Annotated in this window: 14 protein-coding genes and 1 pseudogene; 8 read left to right on the forward strand and 7 right to left on the reverse strand. The window is 66.0% G+C overall.

The window, feature by feature from the left end; all coding sequences use genetic code 11:
* The 3 genes from WBB14_RS17765 to WBB14_RS17775 form a co-directional block, all read right to left on the reverse strand.
* The coding region (locus WBB14_RS17765; protein WP_424241000.1) for a gamma-glutamyltransferase at window positions 1-272 on the reverse strand (272 nt) is incomplete at its 3' end.
* A gap of 154 nt (window positions 273-426) precedes the next feature.
* Window positions 427-1,506, reverse strand: coding sequence for a hypothetical protein (locus WBB14_RS17770; protein WP_424241001.1), 1,080 nt, complete (start codon window positions 1,504-1,506; stop codon window positions 427-429).
* A gap of 36 nt (window positions 1,507-1,542) precedes the next feature.
* Window positions 1,543-2,559: a Bug family tripartite tricarboxylate transporter substrate binding protein gene (locus WBB14_RS17775; RefSeq protein ID WP_424241002.1), complete on the reverse strand. Its 1,017-nt coding sequence runs from the start codon at window positions 2,557-2,559 to the stop codon at window positions 1,543-1,545.
* A 144-nt stretch (window positions 2,560-2,703) separates the two neighbouring features.
* Here WBB14_RS17775 and WBB14_RS17780 point away from each other — a divergent pair, with 144 nt between their 5' ends.
* Both WBB14_RS17780 and WBB14_RS17785 read left to right on the forward strand, forming a co-directional pair.
* A complete protein-coding gene (locus WBB14_RS17780; protein WP_424241003.1) occupies window positions 2,704-3,405 on the forward strand; it encodes a GntR family transcriptional regulator in 702 nt (233 codons plus the stop codon).
* 214 nt (window positions 3,406-3,619) lie between these two features.
* A complete protein-coding gene (locus tag WBB14_RS17785) occupies window positions 3,620-4,276 on the forward strand; it encodes an HAD family hydrolase (RefSeq protein ID WP_424241004.1) in 657 nt (218 codons plus the stop codon).
* A 51-nt stretch (window positions 4,277-4,327) separates the two neighbouring features.
* Here the strand turns inward: WBB14_RS17785 and WBB14_RS17790 are convergent, their stop codons facing one another.
* A complete protein-coding gene (locus WBB14_RS17790; protein ID WP_424241005.1) occupies window positions 4,328-4,807 on the reverse strand; it encodes an Lrp/AsnC family transcriptional regulator in 480 nt (159 codons plus the stop codon).
* 165 nt (window positions 4,808-4,972) lie between these two features.
* Between WBB14_RS17790 and WBB14_RS17795 the strand changes: the two genes are divergently transcribed.
* The 6 genes from WBB14_RS17795 to WBB14_RS17820 all read left to right on the forward strand — a co-directional run bounded on the left by WBB14_RS17795 (window position 4,973) and on the right by WBB14_RS17820 (window position 10,861).
* Window positions 4,973-5,767: an HpcH/HpaI aldolase family protein gene (locus WBB14_RS17795; RefSeq protein WP_424241006.1), complete on the forward strand. Its 795-nt coding sequence runs from the start codon at window positions 4,973-4,975 to the stop codon at window positions 5,765-5,767.
* Between the two features lie 43 nt (window positions 5,768-5,810).
* A complete protein-coding gene (locus WBB14_RS17800; RefSeq protein WP_424241007.1) occupies window positions 5,811-7,013 on the forward strand; it encodes a pyridoxal phosphate-dependent aminotransferase in 1,203 nt (400 codons plus the stop codon).
* A gap of 36 nt (window positions 7,014-7,049) precedes the next feature.
* Window positions 7,050-8,234, forward strand: coding sequence for an acetylornithine deacetylase (gene argE, locus WBB14_RS17805; protein WP_424241008.1), 1,185 nt, complete (start codon window positions 7,050-7,052; stop codon window positions 8,232-8,234).
* 41 nt (window positions 8,235-8,275) lie between these two features.
* Window positions 8,276-9,592, forward strand: coding sequence for an MFS transporter (locus WBB14_RS17810; RefSeq protein WP_424241009.1), 1,317 nt, complete (start codon window positions 8,276-8,278; stop codon window positions 9,590-9,592).
* A 233-nt stretch (window positions 9,593-9,825) separates the two neighbouring features.
* A complete protein-coding gene (locus WBB14_RS17815; protein ID WP_424241010.1) occupies window positions 9,826-10,473 on the forward strand; it encodes an OmpA family protein in 648 nt (215 codons plus the stop codon).
* A gap of 67 nt (window positions 10,474-10,540) precedes the next feature.
* On the forward strand, window positions 10,541-10,861 hold the full coding sequence (locus WBB14_RS17820) for a 4a-hydroxytetrahydrobiopterin dehydratase (RefSeq protein WP_424241011.1): 321 nt from the start codon (window positions 10,541-10,543) through the stop codon (window positions 10,859-10,861).
* Window positions 10,862-10,895: 34 nt separating this feature from the next.
* Here WBB14_RS17820 and WBB14_RS17825 read toward each other — a convergent pair whose 3' ends face one another.
* The 3 genes and pseudogenes from WBB14_RS17825 to WBB14_RS17835 all read right to left on the reverse strand — a co-directional run.
* Window positions 10,896-11,351, reverse strand: a complete 456-nt coding sequence (locus WBB14_RS17825; RefSeq protein WP_424241012.1) for a MarR family winged helix-turn-helix transcriptional regulator — start codon at window positions 11,349-11,351, stop codon at window positions 10,896-10,898.
* Entirely contained in the window at window positions 11,348-11,575 is a 228-nt protein-coding gene (locus tag WBB14_RS17830; RefSeq protein ID WP_424241013.1) for a hypothetical protein, read from the reverse strand. The genes WBB14_RS17825 and WBB14_RS17830 overlap by 4 nt, the downstream gene beginning before the upstream one ends.
* Window positions 11,572-11,894: pseudogene (locus WBB14_RS17835) on the reverse strand (FAD-dependent oxidoreductase); the annotation flags it as partial. The gene WBB14_RS17830 and the pseudogene WBB14_RS17835, both read right to left, overlap by 4 nt.

Genomic DNA, 11,894 nt, shown 5'->3' on the forward strand with positions numbered 1-11,894 from the left:
GGCATGGCCTGCGCCGGCGCGATGCCCGAGCCGTTGAGGGCTCGGGTGCGGCCGCTGGCGGCATCGTGGATCAGCATCATGCCGCAGCCGCCCAGCGAGGTTGCGTGCGGGAGCGCGACGGTCAGGACGGCGGAGGCCGAGATCATGGCGTCCACCAGGCTGCCGCCGCGCTCCAATTGTGTGACGGCGGCGCGCGTCGCGAGGTGGTGGCCCGTGGCAACGCCGAAGCGCTGGCCGTAGCGGCTGGCCCGGGGGCGTAGCGGCCCGCTCATGTCTGCCTCCTTGATAGCGGGTTGGCGCCGCTGGGGGGCAGCGCGTGCGCCTCGGCCAGGCGGGTATCGGGGGCGATCGGGCCGGCGGCCCGGGTGGCATCGTGGGCGGATGCGAAGGAGCCGTGTGGCACGGTGTTTCCCTGTGAAGCGAGGTTCAGGCGCGTTCGCGCAGGATGCGCAGATGCGTGGCGGCGCCGGAGGTCAACAAGGCGTGGATGGAGAACTCGTCCCGGAGACGCTCGGGGTTCATTTCGATCAGCGCGGCGCGCTCATCGGGGGCGAGCATGTAGCCGTCGCACCAGACGGCGGGGTCGGCCAGGTAGCGGCGGGCCGCGTCGGGATCGCTGCGCAGGCGATACAGGGCTTCGACCAGGGGGACACGCTGCGGCGAAAGCTCCGGGTAGATCAAGGCCTCGGGCTGTCGGTCTTCTGTCAGGTCCCACGCCATGACGCTGTAGGTGTGATGCCACGACGGCTCGAAGGTGGCCATGAACGGTTTCCGATTGCCCATGGCGCCGGCGGCGATCAAAGGGGCGCGCAGTTCCAGGTTGCCGCTGCGGTCCAGCGCCTGTTCGTCCAGCGCCAGCAGGCCGGTGAGATTGCCGGCGCGCATTTGCTCATACAGTTGGCGGTCCGTGTCCACGTCGGGGGTGGAGTAGTGCGCGGTGCCGGGATAGTGCGACAGCCCGCCGCTGGCGATCAGCAAGGCGCGCCGCCCCATGCGCGACACCGCGCGCGCCAGAGCCTGGCCGAAGGCATAGCAGCGCAACGCGGACGGCTGAGGCGGAATATAGGCGTTGACGAAGATCGGCGTCATCGGCACGTCGCGGCCGAAACCCATGAATTCGTACGGGATGGTGAACGCCGTGGGCAGCTTGGCCGACAGGGTATAGGCGAGATCGAAGCTTTCCTCCTCCATCGCCCGCACCAGCCGATAGCCCATGGATGGATCCAGCGTCCACTCGCCGCGGTGCTTGTGCATGCCGTCGGCGCGCGCGGCGGCATGCAGGCAGAACGCCGGGACCGAGTGCGTCACGAAGTGGTCGCCATGGTCGTTTGCAAGCACGATGATGCAATCGGGCTGCAGGGCGCGCAGGCGTTGCCCGGCCTGCTCCATGGACAGGCGCACGCGCCGGACCTGCTCCAGGTCTTCGGTGTCCGGTTGCGACAGGAACTGAGGGGCGTGGGGAACGCAGGCTACGCCCACAATGCCTGGGTTGGGGGGGGAACGCATGGGGTTACCTCGATGGTGAAGTCGGTGGCCGCTGTGTCATTGGTCCACGGAGACGTGGCCGGCTTTGATGATGGCAATCCATTTTTCGCTGTCGGCCCGCATGCGCTCTGCCAGTTGCTGCGGGGAGCCTCCGGTGGGGATGAGGCCCAGTTCCAGAAACCGTTGCTGGATTTCCGGTTTGGAAAGAATGCGGTTTACCGATGCGTTCAACTGGTCGACGACGCCGTCGGGCGTCGCGGCGGGCGCCATCAGAACGAACCAGCTGGCCATGTCCGTGGCGGGCAGGCCGAAGTCTTTCAGCGTGGGCACGTCGGGAAGCGTGGGGAAGCGGGTCGGTCCGGCGATCGCCAGCAAGCGCACGCGCTGGCTGGCGATCTGGGCCTGGGCAGGCGCCAGGTTTTCGAAGGAGTAGTCCACATCGCCGCTGGCCAGCGCGACAACCGCCGGGCCGCTGCCCTTGTAGGGGATATGGACGCCTTTCAGCCCTGCAACCTGGTTGAACCATTCGCCGGCCAGGTGCAGGGTGCTCGCGGTGCCGGCCGAGCCGAAGGAAAGCCGGTTGCTATTCGAGAGCGGGCCGGCGGCCGCCAGGAAGTCCTTGACGTTCTTGGCTGGCAAGTTGACGCCGGCCACGAGGAAGGCGGGCACGTCGACCAGGCCGATGACCGGGCGCAGCGATCGCGCGGCGTCGTAGTTGAGGTTCTTGTAGAGGTAGGCGTTGTTGACTACCGAGGTCGAGGCCAGCAGTAGCGTGTAGCCGTCTGCGGGGGCGTTGATGACGAAGCGCGTGGCGATTTGCGTGCTACCGCCCGGCTTGTTCTCGACGATGAAGGGTTGCTGATATTCATCGTTCAACTGCTGCGCGACCAGGCGCGCGACGATGTCGGAGCCGCCACCGGCGGCAAAGGGCACCACGATGGTGACCGGGCGCGCGGGGTAGGACGCTGCATGGGCGATACCCAGGGCACTGGCCAGGAGCCCGGTCGCACAGGCTGCGCGAAGGAAACAGGCTAGTTTGCTCGACTTGCTCTTGCTGGACTTGGTGATGTTCACGCTGTCTCCTTATATATATACGAATAATCTATTGCATATACGAAATCAACAAATAGTATACGAAGTAAAAAAAGGATATATGTGGCGTGGTAGCATGTCAAGTGGAATCTGGCCTCCTTGCGCCAGCTAATTTTGGGGAATTGCATGGCACTTGCAGAACGCCTGCGCTCCGCTTCAGACAGCGCGGAAAACCGCGCGCCACGTCCTGGCGGCGTCTATGAAACGCTCTTTGAACAGATCGTGACGGGCGAGCTACGGGCGGGGGAACGCCTGTTGATCGACGACCTTGCGGAGCGGTTCGGCGTCAGCAAGATCCCGGTGCGCGAAGCCTTGAAAGCCCTGGAGGCAAAGGGGTGGGTCGAATCGGCGCCGCGCCGCGGCACCTATGTCCGGGGCCTGTCGGTTGCCGAGCTGCACGAGCTCTTCGAACTGCGCCAGATCGTCGAGCCGGAAATCACGGCGATGGCCGCCCATCGGCGCCGCAGCACCCATCTGCAGCAACTGCTGGCGTTGGTGGAGGAAGGCGAGCGGGCGGTCGAGCGTAACGATTTCGTATGCTGCTCGCGGGTCAATTCGCAATTCCATACCTTGATCGCGCAGGCCGCTGACAATGCGCTGGCGTTCTCGGTCATCCAGGAACTGGAATTTCGGCTATGCCGTTATTTCTTCGTGGCGGAGTGGGACGAGCGCAAGGAGTCGATCCACCAGCACCAGCAGCTCTACGAAGCTATCCGCGACCAGAATGCCGACGAGGCCCGGCGCCTGACGATTGCACATCTGAAGCACACCGAGGCGATGGCGACCCGTTCGATCGCCGCTTTGCCGCCCACCGAGTGGGCGAAGTAGCAGTGCGCGAACGGCGTGGTCGAAAAGGCCGTTGACGTCATCGTCAACGGCCTTTGTTTGTTTCTGTTCAAGCCGGCGAAGCCGCAGCCTGCCTGCAGGCTTGTCAGTGGCGGATGCGGTTAAGCCCGGACTTAACTCAGGGTAAACGCAGGCTGAACCACAGCGGGTTCCTGGCTCTTTATAGTGGCTCCATCGCCACCTGAGAGAGTCACGCATGTCCAGTCTTGCTGTTGCGCCCGCCTATCCCCAGGCCGTGCTGTTCGACCTGCTTACCGCCTTGCTCGATTCCTGGACCGTATGGAACCGCGCGGCGGGTTCCGAGGCCGCTGGACGGGCTTGGCGCGCGGAATACCTGCGCCTCACTTATGGCTGCGGCGCCTATCAACCCTATGAGCGCCTGGTACAGGAGGCTGCGTCCGCGGTCGGCCTGTCCGCGGATGCGCCGTCCGCGCTGGAGGCGGGCTGGGACGAACTGCCCGCCTGGGACGGCGCGCGTGAATTGCTGCAGGCGCTGCGGCCGCATTGCCGTCTGGCCGTGGTGACCAACTGTTCCGCTCGCCTGGGGCGGCGTGCCGCCGGTCTGTTGGGCGTGGACTGGGACGTGGTGGTGACATCGGAGGAAGCGGGTTTCTACAAGCCTGACCCGCGCCCTTACGCATTGGCCTTGGCGCAATTGCAGGTGGAACCCGCTCACGCTGGGTTCGTTGCCGGTTCGGGCTACGACATGTTCGGCACCAGCAAGGTGGGCCTGCGCACGTATTGGCACAACCGGGTGGGACTGACGCTGCCGGAAGGCGCGCCGCAGCCTGAAGTCGAGTCCGCGCGGCTGGATGCGGCACTGCCCTGGCTGGAACGGTTCAGCGCGAGCTGATGGCGAACAATCCCTGGGGCCATGCCGCGCTTTGCCGGCCGGCGCTCGGCATCATCCTGCCGGCAACGAAATTGCATCCCCCAGCCCTTTGACTTCCTTCAGCACGAAGGAGGTGTAGACCTCCTTCACGCCCGGCAAGGCGCCAAGCACGTAGCGTGCCAGATCGCCGAAGGCGTCCAAATCGCGGGCGATCACCGTCAACTGGTGGTCGTAGCGGCCCGACACGCAATGGCATGACAACACTTCCGGCACGTCCTTGATGGCGTCCTCGAACGCCTTGACGTGTTGGGCGTCCTTTTTATCCAGTGAAATCCAGACGAACGCGGTCACGCCGAAGCCCAGCTTCTTGACGTCGATCTCGGCCCGGTATCCGCGGATCACGCCCTCGTCCTCCAGGCGCTTGACGCGGCGCCAGCAGGGGGAAGGCGTGAGCGAAACGCGCTCGGCCAGATCGGCGCTGGACAGCCGTCCGTCGACCTGCAAGGCGGCCAGGATCTGCAGGTCTGTGGGGTCGAAATTCTTGCTCTGCACGATTTTTCCAAGAAATTAAGGGTTTCGCCAAATTCAATCCAAAATATTACACATCAGCGTCAAAAATTCGGAAATATTCGCGATTCGGCTCCGGTATCTTTGTTTGGCTGTTTGAGGGGGCGTCGACATGATGAATGCTCCCCGTTTGAACACTATGGAGCAGACATGAAAGACTCGAATCCGATACGCAAGGCGCTCCTGGCCCTGGAGCCTTCCGAGGGCTGTTGGCTGACTTTGGCGAGCCCGGCGGTGGCCGAGGCGATTGCGCATTGCGGCTTCGATTGGCTGGTCGTGGACATGGAGCATGCGCCCAATGACGTGGCGGGTCTGACGGCGCAGTTGCAGGCCATCGATGCGGCGCGCGCGCATGGCGCGGCGGCGTATCCGATCGTGCGCGTGACGGTGAACGACACGGCGCTGGTCAAGCGCGCCATGGACTGCGGCGCCAAGACGATCATTTTCCCGAACATCGACACGGTCGAGGACGCGCGCCGCGCCATCGCGGCCATGCGCTTCCCCTTCGAGGGCAATGGCGGCGTGCGTGGGGTGGCGGGACTGGTGCGGGCAGGGATGTACGGGCAAGACCCGTCCTACGTCAAGCTGGCCAATGAGCAGGCCTGCGCGATCCTGCAGATCGAATCGGCGCAGGCGGTGCGCAACGTGGAAGCCATTGCCGCGTTGCCTGGGGCGGATTGCCTGTTCGTCGGCACGGCAGATTTGGCGGCCAGCCTTGGCCGCCTGGGCGACATGGCCCACGCCGAGGTGCGCGAGGCCGTGGGCCGCGTGATCGAAGCCGGCAAGGCGGCGGGCAAGGCGATCGGCATCTTCGCCAATGATCCCGAAGAGGCGGCGCGCTACCGCAAGCTGGGCGTGCAGTTCATCGCCTTGCACTCCGACGTGGCCTGGCTGGCCCGCGGCGCCCGCCAGGCGCGCGCGCAGTTCGACGCGGCATGCCGCTGAACCGGCGGCGCGATCTCTTTCTTCTGGCATGACAGGAACAGGCATGAACACAGCAGTATCCACCGGCGGCTTCAGCACCATCGCGCGCGCCGGCGTGCAGACCTTGCGCTCGTCGCAAATCCGCGAAGTCGCCAATGCCGGCATGGGCCGCGCCGACGTGCTGCCGTTCTGGTTCGGCGAGCCCGATGAGCAGACGCCGGCGGCGTTTCGCGACGCGGCCATCGCCCATATCGCTTCCGGGCAGACGTTCTATGTGCAGACCCTGGGCGTGCCCGCGTTGCGCGAACGCCTGGCTTCGTATGTGAGCGGCCTGCACGGCCAGCGCGATGTGGACAACATCGCGGTGACCAGTTCGGGCACTTCGGCGCTGATGACGGCGGTGCAGGCCATCGTGGGCGCGGGCGATCACGTGGTTGCCGTGACGCCCCTGTGGCCCAACCTGGTGGAAATGCCCAAGGTGCTGGGCGCGCGGGTGACGACCGTGGCGCTGTCGTTCTCGGAGAGCGGCTGGCGCCTGGACCTGGACGCCTTGCTCAGCGCCCTGACGCCGGATGTGCGGGCGCTCCTGGTGAATTCGCCGAACAACCCCACGGGCTGGGTGATGACCGCCGAGCAGCAACGCGCGGTGCTGGAGCATTGCCGCAAGCACGGCATCTGGATCATCTCCGATGATGTCTACGAACGCTACTACTACGAAGGCGCGGTGGCGCCCACGTTCCTGGATATCGCCGCGCCGGATGATCGCGTGGTCAGCTGCAACTCGTTCTCGAAGGCCTGGCTGATGACGGGCTGGCGGGTGGGCTGGGTAGTGGTGCCGCGCGGACTGTTGCCGGAGATCGGCAAGCTGATCGAATACAGCAACACCTGCACGCCCGGCTTCGTGCAAACCGCCGCCTTGTGCGCGCTGGAGCAGGGCGAGCCCGTCATCGCGCGCACGGTGGCGCGGCTGCGGTTGGCACGCGACCATCTGGCGTCGAGGCTGGGGCAGGTGCCCGGGGTCGAACTGGCCGGCGCGGCGCCGGGTGCGATGTACACCTTCTTCCGCATCCGCGGCGTCTCGGACAGCCTGGCGTTTTGCAAGGACCTGGTCGTGCGTGGCGGCCTGGGCCTGGCGCCGGGCATGGCTTTCGGCCCTGAAGGCGAGGGCTATCTGCGCTGGTGCTACGCCAGCGCGCACGACCGCCTGGACGAGGGCGTGGCTAGACTATCGCGCTTTCTGGATGCGGCCCGGGCCAAGACAGCCTGAGCGGCCGCGTCGGACCTCAATGTCAGGGTAGGACCCATGAATATTTCTGAACTTCCCCGTTCCCTGGAATGGATAGAACGGCTGGTGCGCTTCGATACGACCAGCCGCCTGTCGAATCTGGGCCTGATCGAAACGGTGCGCGACCACCTGGCCGCGGCCGGGCTTGCGCCCAGGCTGATCTACAACGCCGACGGCAAGAAGGCCAACCTCTTCGTGACCGTGCCTGCCGAGGACGGCGGCACCCAGGGCGGGGTGGTGCTTTCAGGCCATACCGACGTCGTGCCGGTGGACGGCCAGGCCTGGAGCAGCGATCCGTTCGCGCCCGAAGTGCGCGATGGCCGGCTGTACGGACGCGGCACCTGCGACATGAAGGGCTTTATTGGAACGGCGCTGGCCATGCTGCCGTCGTTCACCTCGCGTCGCCTGCGGGTGCCGCTGCATCTGGCGCTGAGCTATGACGAGGAGGTCGGCTGCCTGGGCGCGGACGCCATGCTGCGCGAGCTGGCGAAACTGGATATCCGGCCCGACAGCTGCATCGTCGGCGAGCCGACCGAAATGCGCGTGATCTCGGCGCACAAGAGCAGCAATCTGTACCGCTGCACCGTGCATGGGCATGCCGCGCATTCTTCGTTGACGCCGCGCGGCGTCAACGCGATCGAATACGCGGCGCGCGCCATCTGCCACATCCGCGATATGGCCGACAGCCATCGCCAGAACGGACCCTTCGACCAGGACTTCGAGGTCCCGTACACCACCGCCAACACCGGCACGATCTCGGGCGGCCTGTCCGTCAACACGATCCCGGACCGCTGCCAGTTCGAGTTCGAATTCCGCACCATCCCGGGCGTGTTGGCGCCGGACGTGATCGGCGGCTTGCGCCGCTACATCACGGGCGAACTGCGCGACCGCATCAAGGCGGAGAACCCGAGGGCCGACATCGAGCTGGAGGCGATGGCGGAAGTGCCTGGTTTCGATACCGCCGCGACCGCCGAGATCGCGCGCTTGGCGCAGGCGCTGACCGGCGCGCGCGGCACCGAGAAGGTGGCGTATTGCACCGAGGCTGGCTTGTTCCTGCGGGCGGGCATGACGGCCGTGATTTGCGGCCCGGGCAATCTGCAGCAGGCGCACCGGCCGGACGAGTATGTCGCGTTGGCGCAGATCAGCCTGTGCGAACAGTTCATGGAAAAGCTGGCGGGCCATCTTGCGATAGCTCGTCTATGAGTTGATCGATAGTTAATTCTTCAAAAAAAACAGAGGGAAAAATGGCTTATTCGGAGAAGACAACGTGGAATGCGGCGGCTGCCGCCCGCGACAAGGCGGCGCCATCAGGCGACCGGCGCGCCCAGGCGCGGCGCGCGGTGATCGCCGCCTCCATCGGCAATGCGCTCGAATGGTTCGACATGATCGCGTACGGCACCTTCGCGCTGATCATCGCCAAGCTTTACTTTCCGTCCGCCAGCGAGAGTTCCTCGCTGCTGCTGGCGCTGGCCACGTTCGGCGTGTCGTTCCTGATGCGGCCGCTGGGCGCCATCGTGCTGGGCAGCTATGCCGACCGGGCCGGCCGCAAGGCGGCGCTGACGGCTTCGATTTTCCTGATGATGATAGGCACGCTGATCATCGTGGTGGTGCCGACGCATGCGCAGATCGGTGTCGCCGCGTCGATCATCATCCTGCTTGCCCGGCTGATCCAGGGCTTTTCGGCGGGCGGGGAGTTCGGCAGCGCGACGGCCTTCCTCATCGAATATGCGCCCGACCGGCGCGCCTACTATGCCAGCTGGCAGGTCGCCAGCCAGGGCGCGGCGATCCTGCTGGCGGCGCTGTTCGGCGCGGTGCTTAATGCGACCTTGACCCAGGCGCAGCTGGAAAGCTGGGGCTGGCGCATTCCGTTCGTATTCGGCCTGCTGATCGCGCCGGTGGGCTACTACATCCGCCATCACATGGATGAAACGCCGGAGTTCAGCGCCGCGAAGGCTTCGGCTTCGCCGCTGAGCGATATGTTCGCGGGCCAGAAGCTGCGCCTGCTGGTGACCGTGGGCTTCGTGGCGCTGGGTTCGGTGGGCAACTACCTGGCCCTGTACATGCCGACGTATTCCATCCGCCAACTGGGCCTGCCGCCGACCATCGGCTTTCTGGCGACGCTGGTCACGGGCGTCATCATGACGGTGGGCGCGCCCTTCGTCGGCGCGCTGGCCGACCGGATCGGACCCGCGCGCATCATGACGGCCGCGGCGCTGTTGACCGCGGTGCTGTGCTATCCCTTGTTCTACCTGCTGGTGTCGTACCCGACGGTGGGCGTGTTGATGATCGTCCAGGTCATTCTGGGCGTGTTGGCGACGGCCTACTTTGCGCCCATGCCGGCGCTGATGTCCGCGATTTTCCCGGTGCAGGTGCGCACCACGGGCCTGTCCTTGGGCTACAACATTGCGGTGACGATCTTCGGCGGCTTTGCGCCGTTCATCCTGACCTGGCTGATCGCGACCACCGATTCCAAGCTGTCGCCGAGCTACTACCTGCTGGCCATGGCGCTCATGGCCATGGTGTCGCTGAACGTGGCGCGCCGGACGTTCCAGCAGCGCTAGTCGTCAGGCGCCGGCCTTCGCATTGGAGGCCGGGCGGCAGCGGGCGGAATGTAGCCCATTGTTGCGGGACTGCACGCTTTTTCGCTCCAGCTGCGGCCGTGCTGTACAGCGCGGCCGCGCTATCTTCAGGGCCCTCCTGATAGTACAAAATGTTGCCTGCCTCCCGTTCCGTGCTTGCTAGCATGGTCTGGCCGGAATGATCCGGCACACCGATGGAACAAGTGGAGGTTGCCATGAGCTCAAGAACAATATTCAACCGGATCGCAGTCGTCGCGGCAGCGGGTGCGTTGCTGGCGGGATGCGCCACGCAGCAGCAGACCAACACGGCCGTGGGTACGGGCGCGGGGGCGGCGCTCGGCGCTGGCATCGGCGCCTTGATCGGCCACGGCAAGGGTGCGGCCATCGGCGCTGGCATAGGCGCGGTGGCGGGCGGCCTGGTCGGCTACAACTGGAAGGTGGTCAAGGACGACGTGCAGAAGTCGGGCGCTTCGTCATTGGGTATCGACGTGGTGGAAATGCCCGATGGCAGCCTGAAGGTCAACATTCCCAGCGGCGTGTCGTTCGATACGGACAAGACACAGCTGAAGCCGGCACTGCTGCCGGTGCTGGACAGTGTGGCGCGTTCGCTCAACCAGCATCCCGAGCTGCGGGCCAAGGTCGTCGGCCATACCGACAGCACGGGCGCGCTGGCGCATAACCAGACGCTGTCGGTCAATCGCGCCAAGAGCGTGACGGACTACCTCAGCAAGCAAGGCGTGGCCGCCGGCCGCCTGACGGTCGAGGGCCGCGGGCCGAACGACCCGATCGGCGACAATGCGACCGCCGAAGGCCGCGCGCTGAATCGCCGGGTGGAAATCTACCTGTACGCGGTGCAGCAGTAAGCCTGGGCCAGTCCAGTGTCCGAGGCGGCTGGCGCAACGCGCAGCCGCCTTTTTTCCGGAGTCCGTCATGAGCATGTTTCCTCCCGCCCGCGTCGGCACCGATACCGCCGTGGCCGCTTTGTCAGGTTGGCAGGCGGTTGCGATGCGCGACGCCATCGAGAAGCGCTTCCGCTTCCCCAATTTCAATGCGGCATTCGGCTTCATGGCGCGCGTGGCCATGTTCGCGGAGAAGCTGAACCATCATCCCGAATGGACCAACGTCTATAACCGCGTGGACGTGACCCTGACCACGCATGACGCCGGCGGCGTGACCGAGCTGGACGTGCGCATGGCGCAGTTCATGGATGAGGCCGCCGCGCAACTGGGGGCGACCACGCCCAAGGTCTAGGACCTGGGCGCGCTGCGACCCGGGGCGGTGTGGGCTAGTCTGCCGCGCCGTCCGCGTCAGGCTGCAGATGGCCGATCACGCGGTCCAGCATGTCGCCCAGCAGGCGTTGCTCATCGGCGCTGAGGCAACCGAAGATCTCCTCGTTGCGGCGGACGATCAGGTCGATGACGCGCTGGTATTGCGCCAGGCCGGCGGGGGTGGGAGCCAGCACCACGCCGCGCCCGTCGGAGGCGGACATGGTTTTTTCGACCAGGCCGCGCTCCACCAAGGCCTGCGCCGAGCGGCTGGCCTGGCCCTTGTTCAGATTGGCCGCGCGCGCCAGGTCGTTGACCGACAGGGGCGCGTAGCGGCCAATGGCCGCCAGGCAGCGCGCCTCGCCTAGCGGAATGCCGCAGTCTTCCAGATAGGCGCGATTCGTGTCCCTGTCCGTGATCTTGTTGAGCACGTGCAGGCGGTAGGTCAGGAATCGTTCGAGGGCGGGCGGGTTCACGTCGGGCGGGCAGAGTCAGAGGCGGGACAGTGTGCCACAGGGCTGTTGGCCAGGCAGGCGGCTTCCGCCTGCGTCAGGAGCGCGGCGGCGTCGCGCGCATCGGTCAACCGCGCCAGCAGCGACAGGCTCAGAATCGACAGGAAGAGCGAGGCCTGCTCCTTGCCGACGCGCGTCAGGGCCTGCGCCATGGCGCCATAGATCTGGTCCAGTTCTTCGTTGTTCATGCTTGCTCTTCCTTGGGCGCAGCCAGTGCGATCGACGGATAGTAGGGCGTGAGCGCGGTGCGCAGGGTGGCGGCCGCGGGGGCGATCCAGCGTCCCAGCACGTAGCCGTCCGGCCGCAGCAGATAGACGGCGCCGGCTTGCGCGCCGTAGCGCTGGCGCAGCTGGCCGTGCGTGTCCTGCAATGCTTGGTCGCCGGTCTTCAGCACGCGCAGCGGATGGAGAGCGCCGCGGGTGGCGGCGGCCAGGGCGTCCAGTGCGGCGGCCAATCCGGCGTCCGGGTCGAGCGCCAGCGCGACGAAGCCGGCGCCGAAGCAGGCGC

It is taken from the genome of Achromobacter sp., assembly GCF_049647645.1.
Taxonomy (GTDB): domain Bacteria; phylum Pseudomonadota; class Gammaproteobacteria; order Burkholderiales; family Burkholderiaceae_B; genus Achromobacter.

Bases quoted from the DNA above. Each gene is read 5' to 3' on its own strand.
- WBB14_RS17815 (WP_424241010.1), top strand. From the start codon at position 9,826: ATGAGCTCAAGAACAATATTCAACCGGATCGCAGTCGTCGCGGCAGCG.
- WBB14_RS17830 (WP_424241013.1), bottom strand. From the start codon at position 11,575: ATGAACAACGAAGAACTGGACCAGATCTATGGCGCCATGGCGCAGGCC.
- WBB14_RS17780 (WP_424241003.1), top strand. From the start codon at position 2,704: ATGGCACTTGCAGAACGCCTGCGCTCCGCTTCAGACAGCGCGGAAAAC.
- WBB14_RS17770 (WP_424241001.1), bottom strand. From the start codon at position 1,506: ATGCGTTCCCCCCCCAACCCAGGCATTGTGGGCGTAGCCTGCGTTCCC.
- WBB14_RS17785 (WP_424241004.1), top strand. From the start codon at position 3,620: ATGTCCAGTCTTGCTGTTGCGCCCGCCTATCCCCAGGCCGTGCTGTTC.
- WBB14_RS17810 (WP_424241009.1), top strand. From the start codon at position 8,276: ATGGCTTATTCGGAGAAGACAACGTGGAATGCGGCGGCTGCCGCCCGC.
- WBB14_RS17795 (WP_424241006.1), top strand. From the start codon at position 4,973: ATGAAAGACTCGAATCCGATACGCAAGGCGCTCCTGGCCCTGGAGCCT.
- WBB14_RS17820 (WP_424241011.1), top strand. From the start codon at position 10,541: ATGAGCATGTTTCCTCCCGCCCGCGTCGGCACCGATACCGCCGTGGCC.
- WBB14_RS17800 (WP_424241007.1), top strand. From the start codon at position 5,811: ATGAACACAGCAGTATCCACCGGCGGCTTCAGCACCATCGCGCGCGCC.
- argE (WP_424241008.1), top strand. From the start codon at position 7,050: ATGAATATTTCTGAACTTCCCCGTTCCCTGGAATGGATAGAACGGCTG.